This is a genomic window from Streptomyces sp. NPDC002054, from assembly GCF_040296685.1.
Taxonomy (GTDB): Bacteria; Actinomycetota; Actinomycetes; order Streptomycetales; family Streptomycetaceae; genus Streptomyces.
Genome location: NZ_JBEOXT010000013.1, coordinates 85,541 through 105,591 on the forward strand (window position 1 = coordinate 85,541; position 20,051 = coordinate 105,591).

The window sequence follows — 20,051 nt, forward strand, 5'->3', positions numbered from 1 at the left end:
GGAGGCCGTGACCCTCGCCTGACGGCGCCCCGGGGGAGCGTGTGGCCGAGTACGACCTGTTTCCGCAAGCACTCAGCGAGCGGTACGAACCGTTGCGCGTGCTCGGCCGCGGCGGCATGGGATCGGTCTTCGAGGCCGAGGACCGCAACCTGCGCCGCCGGGTGGCCATCAAAGTGCTGTCCGCGGGCGACGCCGACCTGCTCAGGAACGGCGACCGGTTCCAGGCCGAGGCATGGGCGCTGGCCCGCATCAGCCATCCGTCGGTGGTGGCGGTCCACGACACGGGCATCGCCGACTCCGCGCCCTACCTCGTCATGGAGCTCCTCGACGGCTCCGACCTCTCTGACCTGGTGTCCGGGGAGGTCCCGCTGCCACCGCCGACGGCCATGCGGATCGCCCACGAGGTGCTGAGCGGCCTCCAGGCGGCACACGAGCAGGACGTGATGCACCGCGATGTGAAACCGGCGAACGTCCGGGTCACCGAGCGCGGGCGGGTGGTGCTCTACGACTTCGGGCTGGCGCGGATCGCCGAAGAACGGGCGATCACGGCCCCCGGCTACCTGCTGGGCACCCCGCGCTTCATGGCCCCGGAACGGATCCGGGGTCTGCCCCCCTTGCCCACCACGGACGTGTACGGGGTCGGGGCGTGCCTGCACGTGATGCTGACCGGCCGGCAGCCCTTCGGCCAGGGGCTCGACGTCGGCGTGCTCGTCCTGCGGGCCGCCGAAGGGCTGCCGCCGCTCGGCGCACAGTCCGTGCCGCTGCCGCCCGGCCTGGTGGCCGCGGTGGACGCGCTCTGCGCGAAGGACCCGGCCGACCGCCCGCAGACCGCTGCCGAGGCAGCCGCACTGGTGCTTCCCTGGGCAGGTGAACCGCTCGCGCTCACGGGCCCGTTCACGCAGCGGACCATGGTCCTGGGACCCCGGCCGCAGCTGCGCGACCCGCTCGTGCCGACCCCGCCGCCCGCGGTACCGGGCCACCGCGTGGTCCTCAGCCCCGAGTACGACTGGGGCACTGTGGACGTGGGGCGGACCGGGGAGGGCCCCGAGAGTTCCGACCTGCCCGTCCTCAGCGAGTCCACCACCAGCCTGGTCCGCAGCCGGATGACCGACCGGTCGGCCACCGCCCGGCAGCGCGAGGCCGTCGGGCTGGCCCTGCGCGGCTCCTTCCGGGAGGCCTCGGAGATGCTGGCCGGAGTCCTGCCCTTCTGCCAGGAGAGCCTCGGCGCGGAGCATCCGACCACCGTCGCGTGCCAGTTCTGGCAGGCCGTCTGCCTGGCCCGGCTCGGGGCGGCCCGGCCCGCGCTGGAACTGTTCTCGCATGTCACCACACACACCGGCCCGGGGAGGGACACCACCGATGCGTGAGTTCGAGTTACGAGTCGACGACGGGGCCGCCGGCCCGGCGGGCCGCCCGGCCGAGGACGAACTGCGGTCGTTGTTGCGTTGGTTGAACGAGGACGACACCGTACGAGCGCACACGCGAGGGCGGTTGGCCGGCGCGGCCGAGCTGGACGGCATGGATGGTCGGCCCATGGGCACGGGCCTCGACCTGCTGCAACTCGCCGTCGGCAGTGGGCTGTCCACCGGATCGCTGGTCTTCGCCGTCCTGCAGTGGCAGGCCTCCCGCCGCCGCCCGCCCGCGCTCACCGTGCGGCGAGGGGCGTACGAGGTCACGCTCACCGGAGCCGAGGCCACCGACCCGGACGCCCTGCGCCGCATCGTCGCCGCCCTGGAAGCAGAGGGGCCTGACGGGCCGGACGGGGACGATGACCGGACTGCCTGACCCGGCGGCCTCCCGGGCGGTGCTCATCGGCAGCGGGGGATACCGGCACCTGGCCGCGCTCCCGGCGGTCGAGGCCAACCTCAAGGACCTGGCCGCCGAACTGTGCGACGCGACCGTCTGGGGGCTGCCCGAACAGCACTGCACCCTGGTGTCCGACCCCCGGCATCCGGCCGAGCTGCTCGACCCGGTGTACCGGGCCGGCGAGGAGGCCACCGACACCCTCCTCGTGTACTTCGCCGGGCACGGGATGCGGGACAGCGACTCGGCCGACCTGTACCTCGCCCTGCACGGCTCCCGGGACAACGTCGGCTACACCGCCGTCGCCTACCGGCACCTGCGCGCCGCCCTGCGCGACTCCCGGGCCGCCCGGAAGGTCGTGCTGCTCGACTGCTGCTTCAGCGGCCGGGCCGCCCGCACCCTGGCCGGGGAACACCAGGCCCTGGCGGCCGAAGCAGCCGTCGACGGGGCCTACGTACTGACCGCCTCCCCGCGCGACCGGGTGGCGCTCGCACCCGACGGGGAGCGGCACACCGCCTTCACCGGCGAACTGCTCACGATCCTCCGGGAGGGCATCCCGGACGGTCCCGAGCTGATCGACCTGGACACCCTCGGCCGCGCCCTGGAGACCCGGCTGCGCGGCAAGAACCGGCCGCTGCCGCAGTCCGCCCAGGAGAACGGCCTCGGCCGGCTGAAGCTCGTCCGCAACCGGGCCCGCGCCGTCCGCGGGGCCGCGGCCGGGCCCGTGCTCGCCGCCGACGTCCGCGCGGCCATGGCCGCCGCCGGGCTCGGCCTGGCCCGGACCCTGCGCGCCGCGGGCCGGACCCGGGACGCATTGCCCGTACTCCGGCTCGCCCTGCGCGAACGCCAGCCCGGCGGCGAGGGCGATCTGCTCGCCGTCCAGCTGGAACTCTCCGACATGCTGGAGGAGACCGGCCAGACCCGGGAGGCCATCGAGGTCCTGGAACAGGCCTTCCAGCAGGTGCACCGGTTCTACGGGCCGGAGGCCGTCCAGGTCTGCCGGCGCCTCGCCGGACTGCTCCAGGAGTCCGGCAACCACATCCAGGCCTGCGAGGTCCTCGACCACGCCCTGGACCTCGTCCAGGACGGCGCCAGGGCCCTGCCCCGGTAACGGGACGGGAAGGGAAGGGCCCCGGGTACGGAGATCCGTACCCGGGGCCCTGTCACAGCGGGCGACGGACCGCCTCAGCCGCCGAACTCCTCCAGGCCCTTCAGAGCCTGGTCCAGCAGGGCCTGGCGGCCCTCCAGCTCGCGGGCGAGCTTGTCCGCCTTCGCGTTGTTGCCCTGGGCGCGGGCCGCGTCGATCTGCTCACGCAGCTTGTCCACGGCCGCCTGCAGCTGACCGGTGAGACCGGCCGCCCGGGCCCGGGCCTCCGGGTTGGTGCGGCGCCACTCGGTCTCCTCGGACTCCTGGATCGCCCGCTCCACCGCGTGCATCCGGCCCTCGACCTTCGGGCGGGCGTCGCGCGGCACGTGGCCGATGGCCTCCCAGCGCTCGTTGATGGACCGGAACGCGGCACGGGCCGCCTTCAGATCCGTCACCGGGACGAGCTTCTCGGCCTCCTCGGCCAGCTCCTCCTTCAGCTTCAGGTTCTCCACCTGCTCGGCGTCACGCTCCGCGAAGACCTCGCCGCGGGCCGCGAAGAACACGTCCTGCGCACCGCGGAAGCGGTTCCACAGCTCGTCCTCCGACTCCCGCTGGGCCCGCCCGGCCGCCTTCCAGTCCGCCATCAGCTCGCGGTACCGGGCCGCCGTCGGACCCCAGTCGGTCGACTTCGACAGCGACTCCGCCTCGGCGACCAGCTTCTCCTTGACCTTGCGGGCATCCTCGCGCTGCGCGTCCAGCGAGGCGAAGTGCGCCTTGCGGCGCTTGGAGAAGGCGGACCGGGCGTGCGAGAAGCGGTGCCACAGCTCGTCGTCCGACTTGCGGTCCAGCCGGGGGAGACCCTTCCAGGTGTCCACCAGGGCCCGCAGCCGCTCGCCGGCGCTGCGCCACTGGTCGCTCTGCGCCAGCTGCTCCGACTCCGTGACCAGGTCTTCCTTGGCCTTGCGGGCCTCGTCGGTCTGCTTGGCCTTCTGGACCTTGCGCTCCTCGCGACGCGACTCCACCGTCGCGACCAGCTTGTCCAGCCGCACCCGCAGCGCGTCGAGGTCGCCCACCGCGTGGTGCTCCTCGACCTGCGTGCGCAGGTGGTCGATCGCGGTCTGCGCGTCCTTGGCGGACAGATCGGTGGTCCGAACCCGCCGTTCGAGGAGGCCGATCTCGACCACCAGGCCCTCGTACTTGCGCTCGAAGTAGGCCAGGGCCTCCTCGGGGGTGCCCGCCTGCCACGAGCCGACGACCTTCTCGCCATCGGCAGTTCGCACGTACACGGTGCCCGTCTCATCGACGCGGCCCCACGGGTCGCTGCTCACAGCGCCTCCTCCACCTGATGCCTGCGCGGGGGTCTCCCCCTCGGCATCGTCCACAGTTCCTGGGGCGGGCAGCGCCCGCCCTGCACAACGCAAACATAGGCGACCGCCGGGCCGGCTGTCCGCATCCCGCACGACGGAATATCGCCATGGACGCGGCCCGGCCGGCCCGCGGGCCGCCCGGGGCCTCAGTTCTTGGTCACCGTGGCCTTCTCGATGGTGACGCCCTTCTTCGGGGCGATGCCGCCCTGGACGGTGCCCTCCTTGGCCACATCCTGGACGATCTTCAGGCCGGCCGGGTCGATCTTGCCGAACGGGGTGTACGACGGGGCCAGCGGGCTGTCCTTGTAGACCAGGAAGAACTGGCTGCCGCCGGAACCGGGCTGGCCGGTGTTGGCCATCGCCACCGTGCCGGCCGGGTAGATCACCTGGCCCTGCTCGTTGGCCTTGCCCAGCGCGTCCAGGTTCTCGTCCGCGATGGTGTAGCCCGGACCGCCCATGCCGGTGCCTTCCGGGTCGCCGCACTGGAGGACGAAGATGCCCTCCGTGGTCAGGCGGTGGCACTTGGTGGTGTTGAAGTACCCCTTGTCGGCAAGCGACTTGAAGGAGTTCACGGTCTGCGGGGTCTTCGCCGCATCCATGTCGATCTTGATATCGCCCTCGTTGGTCTTCAGCGAGAACGTGTACTTCGCCTTCTGGTCGATCGCCATGGCCGGCGACGGGGACTGCTTCGGCGTCGGCGCGGCCGACGGCGAGCTCTCGGCGCTCGGCTCCGCGGAGTCCTTGCTGTCGAAGACCCCGCCCACCACCAGGCCGACGAGCGTCGCCACGACGACGGCGATGGCCGCGCCGATCACGATCATCCGCTGCCGCGCCTTGCGCTGGGCCTCGGCCCGCCGCTTCTGCTGACGCTCGAACTTCTCCTTGGCGAGCTGCCGCCGCCGCTGATCGCTCGTGACCACCGGGTCTCGTCTCCTTGTGCGTTTCTGGTACCGCTGTCCGGGCTGGGTTAGGCCGTACCGTATATGGGTTCGCTGTGAGATGAGCGGCGCCGGTAGGCTCTGATCTGCCGCAACCCTCCCGACGGACGACGACTAACCAGAGGACGAACGTGCTGATTGCCGGATTCCCCGCCGGGGCCTGGGGCACCAACTGCTACCTGGTCGCCCCCGCCGCCGGTGAGGAGTGCGTCATCATCGACCCGGGCCATCAGGCCGCCCAGGGAGTCGAGGAGACGCTGAAGAAGCACCGGCTCAAGCCCGTCGCGGTCATCCTCACCCACGGCCACATCGACCATGTGGCCTCGGTGGTCCCGGTGTGCGGAGCGCACGACGTACCGGCCTGGATCCACCCCGAGGACCGGTACATGATGAGCGACCCCGAGAAGGCCCTCGGGCGTTCCATCGGGATGCCGCTGATGGGCGAGCTGACCGTGGGCGAACCGGACGACGTCCGCACGCTCACCGACGGCACCAGCCTGAAGCTCGCCGGTCTGGAGTTCTCGGTCGCGCACGCGCCCGGCCATACCAAGGGGTCGGTGACCTTCCGGATGCCCGAGGCGGCCGACATCCCGCCGGTCTTCTTCTCGGGCGACCTGCTCTTCGCCGGCTCCATCGGACGCACCGACCTGCCCGGCGGCTCCCACGCCGAGATGCTCGAGTCGCTGGCCCGCGTGTGCCTGCCGCTCGAGGACTCGACCGTGGTGCTGTCCGGCCACGGTCCCCAGACCACCATCGGCCGGGAGCGCGCGACCAACCCGTATTTGCGGGAGGTCGCCGCCGGCCTGGCAGCGGACCCGACCGCCGCTCCACGACGAGGAATGTGACGAGAGTTTCGTGGCTACTTTTCAGGCCCCCAAGGGCACGTACGACCTGATCCCGCCGGTCTCCGTGAAGTACCTGGCGGTACGCGAGGCCATCGCGGCCCCGCTCCGCAATTCCGGCTACGGCTACATCGAGACCCCCGGCTTCGAGGACGTGGGCCTCTTCGCCCGCGGTGTCGGCGAGTCCACCGACATCGTCTCCAAGGAGATGTACGCCTTCGAGACCAAGGGCGGCGACCAGCTGGCCCTGCGCCCCGAGGGCACCGCCTCCGTGCTGCGCGCGGCCCTGGAGGCGAGCCTGCACAAGAAGGGCAACCTGCCGGTCAAGCTCTGGTACTCCGGCTCGTACTACCGCTACGAGAAGCCCCAGGCGGGCCGCTACCGCCACTTCTCGCAGGTCGGTGCCGAAGCCATCGGCGCCGAGGACCCGGCGCTGGACGCCGAGCTGATCATCCTGGCCGACCAGGCGTACCGCTCGCTGGGCCTGCGCAACTTCCGCATCCTGCTGAACTCGCTGGGCGACAAGGAGTGCCGTCCGGTGTACCGGGAGGCCCTCCAGGCCTTCCTGCGGGGGCTGGACCTGGACGAGGAGACCATCCGCCGGGCCGAGATCAACCCGCTGCGGGTCCTCGACGACAAGCGGACGGACGTGCAGAAGCAGCTCGTCGGGGCGCCGATGCTGCGGGACTACCTGTGTGACGCGTGCAAGGCGTACCACGAGGAGGTGCGCGCGCTGATCACCGCCGCGGGCGTGGCTTTCGAGGACGACGAGAAGCTGGTGCGCGGCCTGGACTACTACACCCGCACCACCTTCGAGTTCGTCCACGACGGCCTGGGTTCGCAGTCGGCGGTCGGCGGCGGCGGCCGGTACGACGGCTTGTCCGAGATGATCGGCGGACCGGCGCTGCCCTCGGTGGGCTGGGCGCTCGGTGTGGACCGCACGGTGCTGGCGCTCGAAGCCGAGGGCGTCGAACTGGACCTCCCGGTATCGACATCGGTGTTCGCGGTGGCTCTGGGCGAGGCCAAGCCGACCGTCTTCGGGCTGGTGACGCAGCTGCGCAAGGCGGGTGTCGCGGCCGACATGTCGTACGGCGGCAAGGGCCTCAAGGGGTCCATGAAGGACGCGAACCGCAGCGGTGCGCGCTTCGCCATCGTCGCGGGCGACCGGGACCTGGCCGAGGGTGTCGTCCAGCTCAAGGACATGGAGTCCGGCGAGCAGACCGCCGTTCCGCTGGACGCGCTGGTCGAGACGGTCCGGGCGAAGCTGGCCTGAGCCGTGGTCGGACCGGGTCCGGGGAAGCCCCCGGACCCGGTGCGGCAGAATGCTCCGCATGAGAGACGCGGGCACGGAGACCACCACACGGACGGTCGGCGGTAGCCGAGCACTGGCCTGGCTGCTGGTGATTACCGGCGCGGCCGGACTGCTTGCCGCCTGGGTGATCACCCTCGACAAGTTCAAGCTGCTGGAGGACCCGGACTTCGTCCCCGGATGCAGCTTCAACCCGGTCGTGGCCTGCGGCAACATCATGAAGAGCGATCAGGCGTCCGCCTTCGGCTTCCCGAACCCGATGCTCGGCCTGGTGGCCTACGGGATCGTGATCTGCGTCGGCATGAGCCTGCTGGCCGGCGCCCGGTTCCGCCGCTGGTACTGGCTGACCTTCAACGCCGGCACGCTCTTCGGCGTGGTCTTCTGCGCCTGGCTGATGTACCAGTCGCTGTACGAGATCAACTCGCTGTGCCTGTGGTGCTGCCTGGCCTGGGTCGCCACCATCGTCATGTTCTGGTACGTCACCTCGCACAACGTCCGCGAGGGCCTGCTGCCCGCGCCGGCCTGGCTCAAGGCCTTCTTCGCCGAGTTCACCTGGGTGCTGCCGGTCCTGCACATCGGGATCATCGGCATGCTGATCCTGACCCGCTGGTGGGACTTCTGGACCTCGTGACCTCGTAAGCGGTGTCGGTGGGCTCGCTTAGGCTTTCGGTGTGGAACCAGACCTGTTCACCGCCGCTGCCGAAGACCGCCAGGAGAAGGATCCCGCGAGCTCCCCGCTCGCCGTCCGGATGCGCCCGCGCACCCTGGACGAGGTCGTCGGCCAGCAGCACCTGCTCAAGCCCGGCTCGCCGCTGCGGCGGCTGGTCGGCGAGGGGGCGGGAGGCCCGGCCGGCGCCTCCTCGGTGATCCTCTGGGGCCCGCCGGGCATCGGGAAGACCACCCTCGCGTATGTGGTCAGCCAGGCCACCCAGAAGCGGTTCGTGGAGCTGTCCGCCATCACCGCGGGCGTGAAGGAGGTACGGGCGGTCATCGAGGGCGCCAAGCGCGCCGCCGGCGGTTACGGCAAGGAGACCGTCCTCTTCCTCGACGAGATCCACCGGTTCAGCAAGGCCCAACAGGACTCCCTGCTGCCGGCCGTGGAGAACCGCTGGGTCACCCTGATCGCCGCGACCACCGAGAACCCGTACTTCTCGATCATCTCCCCCCTGCTGTCGCGGTCCCTGCTGCTGACCCTGGAGCCGCTGACCGACGCCGATCTGAGCGCCCTGATGGGGCGGGCGCTGACGGAGGAGCGCGGCCTGGACGGCGCCGTCACCCTGCCCGCCGATGCCGAGGCGCACCTGCTGCGGATCGCGGGCGGCGACGCCCGGCGGGCGCTGACCGCACTGGAGGCGGGAGCCGGATCGGCCCTCGCCAAGGGCGAGGACGAGATCACCCTCCAGACGCTGGAGGAGGCGGTCGACCGGGCGGCGGTCCGCTACGACCGGGACGGCGACCAGCACTACGACGTGGCCAGCGCGCTGATCAAGTCGATCCGCGGCTCGGACGTGGACGCGGCGCTGCACTACCTGGCCCGGATGATCGAGGCGGGGGAGGACCCGCGGTTCATCGCCCGCCGGCTGATGATCTCGGCGAGCGAGGACATCGGGCTGGCGGACCCGACGGCCCTGCCGACGGCGGTCGCCGCGGCCCAGGCGGTGGCGCTGATCGGCTTCCCGGAGGCCGCGCTCACCCTCTCGCACGCCACCATCGCCCTGGCCCTGGCCCCGAAGTCGAACACCGCGACCACCGCGATCGGCGCAGCCCTGGCCGACGTCCGCGCAGGCCTGGCCGGACCGGTCCCGCCGCACCTGCGGGACGGGCACTACAAGGGGGCCGCCAAGCTGGGGCATGCGCAGGGGTACGTCTACCCGCACGACGTGCCGGGTGCCATCGCGGCCCAGCAGTACGCCCCGGACACCGTCCACGGCCGCCGGTACTACGAACCGACCCGGTACGGAGCCGAAGCCCGGTACGCGGACATCGCCGAACGCGTCCGCAGCCGCCTCCGCGGCGACACCTAGCCTGCGTCGGGCGCGGCGGCTGCGGCGAACAGGTGGTGCATGGCCCGGCGCAGGGCGCAGACGTCCGACACCGGCTCCGGAAAGTCGAACCGCGCGTCGAAGGAGGCGGCCGACTCGGCGGACTGGGTGGCGGACTCGGCGACGAAGCGCACCCGCAGGCCGAGCCGGTCCAGGGCGAGCGGAACGGCCCGCAGGGCGAGCGCCGAGCGATGGCCCAGCAGACCGCGCAGGTCGGCGACCCGGTCCCGGTGGGCCGCGTGCAGGTGCTGGAGCAGTTCCGTCTCGTGCGGCAGCAGCGGGTCGGGCGCGGCAGCGGCCAGCTCCTCGGGGTCCACTTGCTCGGCGCCCCACAGGTCGTCCACCGTGATCTCGCCGACCTCCAGGCGCAGCAGCATCCAGGCGGGCCGTCCGTACAGTCCGGGTGCCGGGTCGGAGTACAAGGCCTCGCCCAGGCCGAGCAGCTCGCCGACCGGCTGCCGCTCCGCGAGCAGGGCCGCACAGGCGGCCCGGTCGTCGGCCCCGCGTACGGGAGTGAGCCAGCCGGACAGCCGAGCGCGGCCCCGGATACGATGGGGCACGGACACCGGCGCCACATCAGTGATCTCGATCACCGCTGTGAGGTCGTCGTCCTGGGCGTGAGCGGCTGCCCTGGCAGCCGCGGATTCCCCGGAAACAAGGAGAATCACGTCCCCGTCCGGGGTGACGGTCCGTGCGGCCGGCATCCCTGTCCCGAAGTCAGCGGGTTCCTGCGGTACCTGTGTGTCACGAGCACCCGCGAGCGTGAGGGATACTGAGGCGTTGGACTCTACGAGGGTTCGTACGCGTTCGGCTCCGGTGAGCTGTCGAGCGCCTTCCCTGGGACGCGGCTGACCTTGCCTACCGTCGTCGTAAGCGGACGTGGATTGTTTCTCGTCCGGACTGCGATGCGCACTGGGCAGGGGGATCCCATGCGGTCGAGACATTACGTCCTCCTCGAAATAAGGTAAGCCTCACCTAACTTACATGGAGGTAGGTTCCACGTGAACCAGAAGCGACCCAAGGTCAAGAAGAGCCGTGCGCTCGGCATTGCTCTGACCCCGAAGGCCGTCAAGTACTTTGAGGCCCGCCCGTACCCCCCGGGTGAGCACGGCCGTGGCCGCAAGCAGAACTCGGACTACAAGGTCCGTCTGCTGGAGAAGCAGCGTCTGCGCGCTCAGTACGACATCTCTGAGCGTCAGATGGCCCGCGCGTACGACCGCGCCAAGAAGGCCGAGGGCAAGACGGGCGAGGCGCTGGTCGTCGAGCTCGAGCGTCGTCTCGACGCCCTGGTTCTGCGTTCGGGCATCGCCCGCACCATCTACCAGGCTCGCCAGATGGTCGTTCACGGCCACATCGAGGTCAACGGTGGCAAGGTCGACAAGCCGTCGTTCCGTGTCCGTCCGGACGACGTCATCACCGTGCGTGAGCGCTCCCGCGAGAAGCACCCCTTCCAGGTTGCGCGCGAGGGTGGCTACGCCGGCGAGGGCGAGGCCCCGCGCTACCTTCAGATCAACCTGAAGGCGCTCGCGTTCCGCCTGGACCGCGACCCGCAGCGCAAGGAGATCCCCGTGATCTGCGACGAGCAGCTCGTCGTCGAGTACTACGCCCGCTGATCCGGTCGTAGCCTCACCTGGCTGTTTGTTCCGAAGCCCGCAGTTCCCCTTTCGGGGGGAGCTGCGGGCTTCGGCCCGTTACGGGGAGGGCCGGGGCGGCGGGCGGGCCCGCGGATCGTGCGCTCGGCCAGGGCGTCCAGGCCCAGCGCACGGCCCGCCGCCGTCTCCGCCGCGTACCGAACCGCCCCCAGCTGCTCCCGCGCCCGCTCCTCGCACCGCAGCCGCGGCGCATTGAAGTACCCCGACCCGAACAGCTGCAGCCCCACCGAGTCCCACACCGGCTCCGCCGCCCCCTGCAGCAGCGCCGCCTCCGCCGGGTGCCCCTCGGCCACCGTCACCAGCGCCAGCAGCTCCACCGCCAGCACCAGCCCCAGCAGATCGTGGAAGGCGTGGTTGATCGTCACGCACTCGGTCAGCAGCGCCCGGGCCGCCGTCGGATCGCCCGCGTCCAGCGCCGCGTACGCCAGCACATACAAGGCATACGCCTTCGTCCAGCGCTCCCCGCGCTCCTCGCAGATCTCCCGGACCTCCTCGCACAGCGCCAGCGCCGCCGGCAGCTCCCCCTGGAAGGCCCGCGCCATCGCCAGCTCCACCTGGCACATCAGCACATTGCTGTTCAGCTCCCCGGCCTCCCGGTACTGCTCCAGCGCGGACCCGAGCAGTTCGCCGGCCCGCGCCATGTCGTCCGAGACCAGCGCCAGGCACCCCATCCGGTGCACCGCGTACGCCGTGGCCACCGGGTTCCCGGCCGCCAGCGCACCCTCCCGGCACTCGTGCAGCGCGCTCAGCGAGGCCACCCCGTCGCCCTGGAGTGCCGCCACATACCCCAGCACCCACAGCGCCTTCAGCCGCGGGCCGTCCGCCGCGTCCGTGCCGACGCCGTACGCCGCCGCCTCCTGCTGCACCGCCCGGTCCAGCCAGTGCCGGCCCTCCGTGAGCCGCCCGCAGCCCGCCCAGTAGAACCACAGGGTGCCGGCCAGGTACTGGCCCAGATGGACCTCCCGCGGATCCTCCAGGCAGTAGTCCAGCGCCAGCCGCAGATTCGGCAGCTCCGCCTCCACCAGCCGGGACACCTCCTGCTGCCGCGGACTGAACCAGTCCAGCTCGCACCAGGTCGCCAGCCCCATGTACCAGTCCCGGTGCCGGCGCCGCAGCCGCTCGGCATCGCCCAGCGACTCCAGCCAGCCCGCCCCGTACGCCCGTACCGTCTCCAGCATCCGGTAGCGGACGCTCCCCCGGACCCCGTCCGGGGAGACCCCCGGCCGCTCCGGGTCCTCCCGGACCAGCAGCGACTGCGCCAGCAGCTCGCCCACCACGTCCAGCACACTCTCCACCGGCAGGTCCGGCCCGGCGCACACGTACTCCGCCGCGTCCAGGTCGAAGGCACCCGCGAACACCGACAGCCGCGCCCACAGCAGCCGCTCCTGCGGCGTGCACAGCTCGTGGCTCCAGCCGATCGCCGTCCGCAGCGCCCGGTGCCGGGGCAGCGCCCCGCGCACCCCGCCGGTCAGCAGCCGGAACCGGTCCTCCAGCCGGGCCAGCACCTGCTCCGGCGACAGCATGCGCAGCCGCCCCGCCGCCAGCTCCAACGCCAGCGGGATCCCGTCCAGCCGCGCACACAGCTCCCCGAGCACCGCCGGATCGGCCGCCCGGCCGGACCCGAACGCCGGATCGGCCGCCACGGCCCGCTCGGTCAGCAGCCGTACGGAGTCCTCGACGCCCAGCGGTGCCAGCGGGAACGCCTGCTCCGCCTCGACCGCCAGGGGCCGCCGCCCGGCCGCCAGCACCCGCAGCCCCGGAGCCCGCCGCAGCAGCTCCCGGACCAGCTCGGCACAGTCGTCCACCAGCTGCTCGAACCCGTCCAGGACCAGCAGCAGCCTGCGCCCCGCCAGGTGCTCGGCCAGCACGGTCCGCGGCGGCCGGGTGGTGTGGTCGGTCAGCCCCAGGGCGTCGGCCAGGGCGAGCCCAAGCAGCGCTGGATCGCGTACGGAGGACAGCTCGGCCAGCCAGACACCGTCGGGGAAGCGTCCCTGTGCGGCCCGGGCCGCCGCGACCGCCAGCCGGGACTTCCCCACCCCGCCGACCCCCGTCACCGTGACCAGCCGCGAGGACTCCAGCAGCCGCCCCAGCTCGGCGAGTTCGGCACCCCGCCCGACGAGGCCGCCGAGCTCCGAGGGAAGATTGCCGTAGGTCCGCTGTCGCATGGGACACGGAGGGTACTGCTCCGGATGCTCTGCGTACAAGACGGGCCTGCCGTCTGCGGAATTCCGGTACGGCGGCCGGGCCCCGGCGCGATAGGGTCGGGGGACGACTTTTCTTATACTTCAGGGAGCGGTGCAACGTGTCCGGTGGAGAGGTGGCCGGGATCCTCGTGGCCGTCTTCTGGGCGATCCTCGTCTCCTTCCTCGCCGTGGTGCTGGCGAGGCTGGCCCAGACGCTCAAGGCGACCACCAAGATGGTCGCGGAGGTGACCGAGCAGGCCGTGCCGCTGCTGGCAGACGCCTCCACCACGGTCCGCTCCGCCCGCACCCAGCTCGACCGGGTCGACGCCATCGCCAGCGACGTGCAGGAGGTCACCTCCAACGCCTCCGCGCTGTCCTCCACCGTGGCCTCCACCTTCGGCGGCCCGCTGGTCAAGGTCGCGGCCTTCGGCTACGGGGTCCGCAAGGCGCTGGGCCGCGGGGACGACCTGCCGGCGCGCTCGGAGCGACGTACCGTGATCGTCGGGCGGACCGTGCCGGCGGCCCGCCGCCGGAAGCAGAAGGGCTAGACCGCGATGTTCCGCCGCACCTTCTGGTTCACCGCAGGCGCAGCCGCCGGCGTGTGGGCCACCACCAAAGTCAACCGGAAGCTGAAGCAGCTGACCCCGGAGAGCCTCGCCGCGCAGGCCGCGGACAAGGCCGTGGAGGCGGGTCACCGCCTCAAGGACTTCGCCCTCGACGTCAAGGCGGGAATGCTCCAGCGCGAGGACGAGCTGAACGATGCACTGGGGCTGCACTCCGACCCCGACCGGCCCGACAATGTGCGCGCCCTGCCGGGGCAGCGCCGCCTGCGGGCCATCCAGAACGACAGCAAGACCATTCGACCGAACAATTCTTACGACCGGAATGAGGACCACTGATGGAGTCGGCTGAGATCCGCCGCCGCTGGCTGAGCTTCTTCGAGGAGCGCGGTCACACCGTCGTCCCTTCGGCGTCGCTCATCGCGGACGACCCGACTCTGCTGCTGGTCAACGCGGGCATGGTCCCGTTCAAGCCGTACTTCCTCGGCGAGACCAAGCCCCCGGCCCCCCGCGCCACCAGCGTGCAGAAGTGCGTCCGTACGCCGGACATCGAAGAGGTCGGCAAGACCACCCGGCACGGCACGTTCTTCCAGATGTGCGGCAACTTTTCCTTCGGGGACTACTTCAAGGAAGGCGCCATCAAGTACGCCTGGGAGCTCCTCACCAGCTCCGTGGCGGACGGCGGCTACGGCCTTGAGCCGGAGAAGCTCTGGATCACCGTCTACCTCGACGACGACGAGGCCGAGACGATCTGGCGCGACGTGATCGGCGTCCCCGCCGAGCGCATCCAGCGCCTGGGCAAGAAGGACAACTTCTGGTCCATGGGCGTCCCCGGCCCCTGCGGCCCGTGCTCCGAGATCAACTACGACCGCGGCCCGGAGTTCGGCGTCGAGGGCGGCCCGGCCGTCAACGACGAGCGCTACGTGGAGATCTGGAACCTGGTCTTCATGCAGTACGAGCGCGGCGCCGGCGACGGGAAGGAAGACTTCCCGATCCTCGGCGACCTGCCGTCGAAGAACATCGACACCGGTCTCGGCCTCGAACGCCTCGCGATGATCCTGCAGGGCGTGCAGAACATGTACGAGACCGACACCCTGCGCGTGGTCATGGACAAGGCCACCGAGCTCACCGGCGTCCGCTACGGCGCCGCCCAGAACACCGACGTGTCCATGCGCGTGGTCGCCGACCACATCCGCACCTCCGTCATGCTCATCGGCGACGGCGTCACCCCCGGCAACGAGGGCCGCGGCTATGTGCTGCGCCGCATCATGCGCCGCGCCATCCGCAACATGCGCCTCATGGGCGCCACCGGCCCGGTGGTCAAGGACCTCATCGACGTCGTGATCGACACCATGGGGCAGCAGTACCCGGAGCTGATCACCGACCGCAAGCGCATCGAGACCGTCGCGCTCGCCGAGGAGGCCGCCTTCCTCAAGGCCGTCAAGGGTGGCACCAACATCCTCGACACCGCCGTGACCGAGACCAAGGCCGCCGGCGGCACGGTCCTCTCCGGCGACAAGGCCTTCCTGCTCCACGACACCTGGGGCTTCCCGATCGACCTCACCCTGGAGATGGCCGCCGAGCAGGGCCTCTCCGTGGACGAGACCGGCTTCCGCCGCCTGATGCAGGAGCAGCGCGACCGGGCCAAGGCCGACGCCAAGGCCAAGAAGACCGGCCACGCCGACGTCTCCGCCTACCGCCTGATCGCCGACAACGCCGGCGCCACCGAGTTCACCGGCTACGCCACCACCCAGGGCGAGTCCACGGTCGTCGGCCTGCTGGTCAACGGCATGCCCGCGCCCGCCGCCTCCGAGGGCGACGAGGTCGAGGTCGTCCTCGACCGCACCCCGTTCTACGCCGAGGGCGGCGGCCAGCTCGCCGACCAGGGCCGGATCAAGCTCGACACCGGCGCCGTCATCGAGGTCCGCGACGTCCAGCAGCCGGTCCCGGGCGTCTCCGTGCACAAGGGCTCGGTGCAGGTCGGCGAGGTGACGGTCGGCGCCTCCGCGTACGCCGCCATCGACATCACGCGGCGCCGGGCCATCGCCCGCGCCCACTCCGCCACCCACCTCACCCACCAGGCGCTGCGCGACGCCCTGGGCCCGACCGCCGCCCAGGCCGGCTCCGAGAACAGCCCGGGCCGCTTCCGCTTCGACTTCGGCTCGCCGAACGCCGTCCCCGGCTCGGTCCTCACCGACGTCGAGCAGAAGATCAACGACGTGCTCTCGCGCGAGCTCGAGGTCACCGCCGAGATCATGAGCATCGACGAGGCGAAGAAGCAGGGCGCCATCGCCGAGTTCGGCGAGAAGTACGGCGAGCGCGTGCGCGTCGTCACCATCGGCGACTTCTCCAAGGAGCTGTGCGGCGGCACGCACGTCGGCAACACCGCCCAGCTGGGTCTGGTGAAGCTGCTCGGCGAGTCCTCCATCGGCTCCGGCGTGCGCCGGGTCGAGGCCCTGGTCGGCGTGGACGCGTACAACTTCCTCGCCAAGGAGCACACGGTCGTCGCCCAGCTCCAGGAGCTGGTCAAGGGCCGTCCGGAGGAGCTGCCGGAGAAGATCTCCTCGATGCTGTCCAAGCTGAAGGACGCGGAGAAGGAGATCGAGAAGTTCCGCGCGGAGAAGGTCCTCCAGGCCGCCGCCGGTCTCGCCGCCAACGCCCAGGACATCCGCGGCGTCGCCCTGGTCGTCGGCCAGGTCGCCGACGGTGTGGGCGCCGACGACCTGCGCAAGCTGGTCCTCGACGTCCGTGGCCGCATCCAGGGCGACCGCCCGGCCGTCGTGGCCCTCTTCACCGTGGCGAACGACCGCCCGCTGACCGTCATCGCCACCAACGAGGCCGCCCGTGAGCGCGGTCTCAAGGCCGGCGACCTGGTTCGCACGGCCGCCAAGACCCTCGGCGGCGGCGGTGGCGGCAAGCCGGACGTGGCCCAGGGCGGCGGCCAGAACCCGGCCGCCATCCCGGAGGCCATCAGCGCCGTCGAGCGCCTCGTCGTGGAAACGGCCTGACGATGACGCTGCGCCGTGGCCGACGCCTCGCGATCGATGTCGGTGACGCCCGGATCGGGGTCGCCTCGTGCGACCCCGACGGGGTGTTGGCCACACCGGTGGAAACGGTGCCAGGGCGGGACATCCCGTTCGCACACCGCCGGCTGCGCCAGCTGGTCGAGGAGTACGAGCCCCTCGAGGTGGTGGTCGGCCTGCCCCGCTCGCTCAGCGGGCGGGAAGGGCCGGCCGCGGCCAAGGTCCGTGCCTTCGCCACCGAACTCGCCAAGGGCATCAAGCCGGTGACGGTCCGTCTGGTGGACGAGCGGATGACCACGGTCACCGCGGCCCAGGGCCTGCGGGCCTCGGGCCGGAACGCCAAGAAGGGCCGGGCGGTCATCGATCAGGCAGCCGCTGTGATCATCCTTCAGAATGCTCTTGAGACCGAACGGGTATCTGGTAATCCGCCCGGTGAGTGCGTCGAAGTGGTCATCTGATCGCGATACGGTAACGTTCCGCGCGATGTGGCGGCATTCGAACAGCCGTCGGCTCTTCGACACGCGGCTCTAGGGGATCGATGACTGAGTATGGGCGGGGCCAGGCCCCCGAACCGTGGCACCCCAATGACCCCTTGTACGGGGACCAGGGGTGGACGGGACAGCACCAGGTCCCGTCGCAGTACCCGCAGGAGCCGCAGCCGCAGCCGCAGTACGAGCAGCACCCACATCAGCAGTACGTACAGCAGCAGCACCCGCAGCACCCGCAGTACCAGCAGCAGCACCCCCAGCAGCAGTACTACGGCCAGCAGCAGGGGTACGAGGGCCAGACCGGCCAGTTCCACACCGTCGACCCCTACGCGGGCGGCGCGGACCCGTACGCCCAGCAGCCCGGCGGCGGCTACCCCGGCGAAGCGCCCGACCTGTACGGCACCCCCGAGGCCTACCCGCCGCCGGAGGCCCCCGGCCGTCGCGCCCCGATCCCCGAACCCGCCGCCGAATGGCAGCAGGACGACCAGGACGACCGGGACGACCGGGACGCAGCCGAGGACACCGACCTCGCGGCCGAAGAGGACGGTCCCCGCGACGGCGGCCGTCGGGCCGCCCGCGGCAAGGGCCAGGGCAAGGCCAAGGGCAAGAAACCCAAAAAACGCCGCAACGGCGTCGCCTGCCTGTTCGTGGCGCTGGTGCTGGTCGGCGGTGTCGGCGGCGTCGGCTACTACGGCTACTCCTTCCTCCAGGACAAGTTCGGCGAGCCCGCCGACTTCACCGGCGAGGGCACCGAGCCGGTCGACGTGGAGATCAAGGCCGGCTCCAGCCTCGGCGCGATGGGCCGCGCCCTCAAGGAAGCCGGCGTGGTCGCGAGCGTCGACGCCTTCACCGAGGCGGCGCAGGCGGACCCCAGGGGCACGTCCATCCAGCCCGGCGTGTACCCGCTGCGCAAGGGCATGTCCGCCAAGTCCGCCGTCGAGCTGATGACCGACCCGTCCAAGCTGAACGTGGTGACGGTCACCGAGGGCATGCGCAATGCGGCCGTCTACGCGGCCATGGACAAGAAGCTGAAGCTGAAGCCCGGCACCACCCTCGAGGTCTCCAAGCGCGAACTGAAGAACCTCGGCCTGCCGGCCTGGGCCAACAACAACCCGAAGATCATGGACCCGCTCGAGGGCTTCCTGTACCCGGCCCGGTACGACCTCACCAAGGACATGAAGCCGGAGGCCCTCCTCAAGGAGATGGTCGCCAATGCCAAGCAGAAGTACGAGGAGCTCGGCATCGAGGGCAAGGCCAAGGAGCTGGGCCTGGAGAACCCGCTCCAGGTGGTCACGGTCGCAAGCATGGTCAATGCCGAGGGCATGAACCACGACGACTTCCGGAAGATGGCCGAGGTCGTCTACAACCGCCTCAAGCCCGACAATGTGGTCACCAACCACAAGATCGAGTTCGACTCGACCATCAACTACGCCAAGGGGACCAGCAACATCCACGTCACCCGCAAGGAGGCGAAGGAGTTCAACCACCCCTACAACACGTACTTCAACGACGGGCTCACCCCCGGCCCGATCGGCAACCCGGGCGACGACGCTCTCAAGGCCACCCTCGACCCGGACGACGGCGGCTGGATGTTCTTCGTGTCGGTGGACGGCAAGAAGACCTCCTTTACGACGACCTACGAAGAGCACCTGAAGCTGGTCGACGAGTTCAACGCGCGACAGAAGAACGGCGGATAGGAACGTCATGTCAGGCAGAAGGGCCGCGGTGCTGGGGTCTCCCATCGAGCACTCCCTCTCACCGGTGCTGCACCGCGCCGCCTACCGGGAGCTCGGCCTCGACGACTGGTCGTACGACCGGTTCGAGATCGACGAGGCCGCGCTCCCGGCCTTCCTCGCGGAACTCGGCCCCGAATGGGCCGGGCTGTCCCTGACCATGCCGCTCAAACGGGCGATCATCCCGCTGCTGGACGGCATCACCGACACCGCCGCCTCGGTGGAGGCGGTCAACACGGTCGTCCTCACCGAGGACGGCCGGCGGGTCGGCGACAACACCGACATCCCGGGCCTGGTCTCGGCCCTGCGGGAACGCGGTGTGGAGAAGGTGCCCTCGGCCGCCGTCCTCGGCGCCGGAGCCACCGCCTCCTCCGCCCTGGCCGCGCTCTCCCGGATCTGCTCCGGCGAGGTCACGGCGTACGTCCGCTCCGAGGCCCGCGCCGCCGAGATGCGGCAGTGGGGCGAACGCCTCGGCGTGCCCGTCCGCACCGCCGACTGGTCCGACGCTGCCGAGGCACTGAGCAGCCCACTTGTGATCGCGACCACCCCGGCAGGCAGCACCGACGCCCTGGCCGCGGCCGTCCCGGAGCACCCGGGCACCCTCTTCGACGTGCTCTACGAGCCCTGGCCCACCCCCCTCGCGGCGGCCTGGACCGACCGCGGCGGCGCCGTGCTGGGCGGCCTCGACCTGCTCGTCCACCAGGCGGTGCTCCAGGTGGAGCAGATGACCGGCCGCACCCCCGGCCCGCTCGCCGCGATGCGGGCGGCCGGAGAGCGCGCCCTGGCCGCCCGGCCCTGAGGTGCCGCCCGTGACCTGCCGCCCTTGACGTGATGGATTCGCTCGGGCGAGCGAATCCCGATCCGGTCCGCCGACCCACCGGAAGGGCTGCGGTGCAGCCCGCCCGACAGGTCCCTCAGGCGGACCCGGGCGTCCGATAGCTGGACCTGGGCCCGGCAAACCCTTCCGGACATGGCAGGATCGGGGGTACGGCGGGCTCGGGCTGCGCACCCGGTCGCGCCATCG

Annotated in this window: 18 protein-coding genes; 14 read left to right on the forward strand and 4 right to left on the reverse strand. The window is 71.3% G+C overall.

Annotated elements, in window-relative coordinates:
* The first annotated feature begins 41 nt into the window (after positions 1 to 41).
* The 3 genes from ABT123_RS14625 to ABT123_RS14635 are packed head-to-tail and all read left to right on the forward strand — an operon-like array spanning position 42 to position 2,914.
* Positions 42 to 1,367 (forward strand): serine/threonine-protein kinase, encoded by a 1,326-nt coding sequence (locus ABT123_RS14625; RefSeq protein ID WP_351313275.1) that lies wholly within the window; start codon positions 42 to 44, stop codon positions 1,365 to 1,367.
* The gene (locus ABT123_RS14630; RefSeq protein WP_351313277.1) at positions 1,360 to 1,785 is read left to right on the forward strand and encodes an effector-associated constant component EACC1; all 426 of its coding nucleotides are present in this window, start codon (positions 1,360 to 1,362) and stop codon (positions 1,783 to 1,785) included. The genes ABT123_RS14625 and ABT123_RS14630 overlap by 8 nt, the downstream gene beginning before the upstream one ends.
* Complete coding sequence (locus ABT123_RS14635; RefSeq protein WP_351313279.1) at positions 1,769 to 2,914, forward strand: caspase, EACC1-associated type; 1,146 nt, start codon at positions 1,769 to 1,771, stop codon at positions 2,912 to 2,914. The genes ABT123_RS14630 and ABT123_RS14635 overlap by 17 nt, the downstream gene beginning before the upstream one ends.
* Before the next feature lie 74 nt (positions 2,915 to 2,988).
* On the opposite strand, the gene ABT123_RS14640 is transcribed toward ABT123_RS14635, so the two are convergent.
* Together ABT123_RS14640 and ABT123_RS14645 are read right to left on the reverse strand one after the other, a co-directional pair.
* Positions 2,989 to 4,218: a DUF349 domain-containing protein gene (locus ABT123_RS14640; RefSeq protein WP_351313281.1), complete on the reverse strand. Its 1,230-nt coding sequence runs from the start codon at positions 4,216 to 4,218 to the stop codon at positions 2,989 to 2,991.
* A gap of 185 nt (positions 4,219 to 4,403) precedes the next feature.
* Positions 4,404 to 5,177 carry a peptidylprolyl isomerase gene (locus ABT123_RS14645; protein ID WP_351313283.1) on the reverse strand — a complete coding sequence of 258 codons (774 nt, stop codon included), beginning with the start codon at positions 5,175 to 5,177 and terminating at the stop codon, positions 4,404 to 4,406.
* Between the two features lie 149 nt (positions 5,178 to 5,326).
* On the opposite strand from ABT123_RS14645, the gene ABT123_RS14650 reads away from it, so the two are divergent.
* From ABT123_RS14650 to ABT123_RS14665, 4 genes are read left to right on the forward strand one after another with little or no spacing between them, the layout of a single operon-like run.
* A complete protein-coding gene (locus tag ABT123_RS14650; RefSeq protein ID WP_351313285.1) occupies positions 5,327 to 6,040 on the forward strand; it encodes an MBL fold metallo-hydrolase in 714 nt (237 codons plus the stop codon).
* A gap of 10 nt (positions 6,041 to 6,050) precedes the next feature.
* Positions 6,051 to 7,310, forward strand: a complete 1,260-nt coding sequence (hisS, locus tag ABT123_RS14655) for a histidine--tRNA ligase (RefSeq protein WP_351313287.1) — start codon at positions 6,051 to 6,053, stop codon at positions 7,308 to 7,310.
* 58 nt (positions 7,311 to 7,368) lie between these two features.
* The gene (locus ABT123_RS14660) at positions 7,369 to 7,977 is read left to right on the forward strand and encodes a vitamin K epoxide reductase family protein (protein WP_502970955.1); all 609 of its coding nucleotides are present in this window, start codon (positions 7,369 to 7,371) and stop codon (positions 7,975 to 7,977) included.
* Between the two features lie 40 nt (positions 7,978 to 8,017).
* The gene (locus ABT123_RS14665) at positions 8,018 to 9,370 is read left to right on the forward strand and encodes a replication-associated recombination protein A (protein WP_351313291.1); all 1,353 of its coding nucleotides are present in this window, start codon (positions 8,018 to 8,020) and stop codon (positions 9,368 to 9,370) included.
* Here ABT123_RS14665 and ABT123_RS14670 read toward each other — a convergent pair.
* Positions 9,367 to 10,092, reverse strand: coding sequence for a DUF2470 domain-containing protein (locus ABT123_RS14670; RefSeq protein ID WP_351313293.1), 726 nt, complete (start codon positions 10,090 to 10,092; stop codon positions 9,367 to 9,369). The genes ABT123_RS14665 and ABT123_RS14670 overlap by 4 nt on opposite strands.
* Before the next feature lie 297 nt (positions 10,093 to 10,389).
* Between ABT123_RS14670 and rpsD the strand changes: the two genes are divergently transcribed.
* Positions 10,390 to 11,001 carry a 30S ribosomal protein S4 gene (rpsD, locus tag ABT123_RS14675; protein WP_150210796.1) on the forward strand — a complete coding sequence of 204 codons (612 nt, stop codon included), beginning with the start codon at positions 10,390 to 10,392 and terminating at the stop codon, positions 10,999 to 11,001.
* On the opposite strand, the gene ABT123_RS14680 is transcribed toward rpsD, so the two are convergent.
* Positions 10,989 to 13,205 (reverse strand): ATP-binding protein, encoded by a 2,217-nt coding sequence (locus ABT123_RS14680; protein ID WP_351313295.1) that lies wholly within the window; start codon positions 13,203 to 13,205, stop codon positions 10,989 to 10,991. The genes rpsD and ABT123_RS14680 overlap by 13 nt on opposite strands.
* 137 nt (positions 13,206 to 13,342) lie before the next feature.
* Here ABT123_RS14680 and ABT123_RS14685 point away from each other — a divergent pair, with 137 nt between their 5' ends.
* The 6 genes from ABT123_RS14685 to ABT123_RS14710 all read left to right on the forward strand — a co-directional run bounded on the left by ABT123_RS14685 (position 13,343) and on the right by ABT123_RS14710 (position 19,826).
* Positions 13,343 to 13,771, forward strand: coding sequence for a DUF948 domain-containing protein (locus ABT123_RS14685; RefSeq protein WP_351313297.1), 429 nt, complete (start codon positions 13,343 to 13,345; stop codon positions 13,769 to 13,771).
* Between the two features lie 6 nt (positions 13,772 to 13,777).
* Positions 13,778 to 14,122 (forward strand): DUF6167 family protein, encoded by a 345-nt coding sequence (locus tag ABT123_RS14690; protein WP_351313299.1) that lies wholly within the window; start codon positions 13,778 to 13,780, stop codon positions 14,120 to 14,122.
* Positions 14,122 to 16,791: an alanine--tRNA ligase gene (gene alaS, locus ABT123_RS14695; RefSeq protein WP_351313301.1), complete on the forward strand. Its 2,670-nt coding sequence runs from the start codon at positions 14,122 to 14,124 to the stop codon at positions 16,789 to 16,791. Before ABT123_RS14690 ends, alaS begins: the two co-directional genes overlap by 1 nt.
* A gap of 2 nt (positions 16,792 to 16,793) precedes the next feature.
* A complete protein-coding gene (gene ruvX / locus ABT123_RS14700) occupies positions 16,794 to 17,264 on the forward strand; it encodes a Holliday junction resolvase RuvX (protein WP_351313303.1) in 471 nt (156 codons plus the stop codon).
* Positions 17,265 to 17,344: 80 nt separating this feature from the next.
* Positions 17,345 to 18,991, forward strand: a complete 1,647-nt coding sequence (gene mltG / locus ABT123_RS14705) for an endolytic transglycosylase MltG (RefSeq protein ID WP_351313305.1) — start codon at positions 17,345 to 17,347, stop codon at positions 18,989 to 18,991.
* A 7-nt stretch (positions 18,992 to 18,998) separates the two neighbouring features.
* Positions 18,999 to 19,826, forward strand: coding sequence for a shikimate dehydrogenase (locus ABT123_RS14710; RefSeq protein ID WP_351313307.1), 828 nt, complete (start codon positions 18,999 to 19,001; stop codon positions 19,824 to 19,826).
* Positions 19,827 to 20,051: the final 225 nt, after the last annotated feature.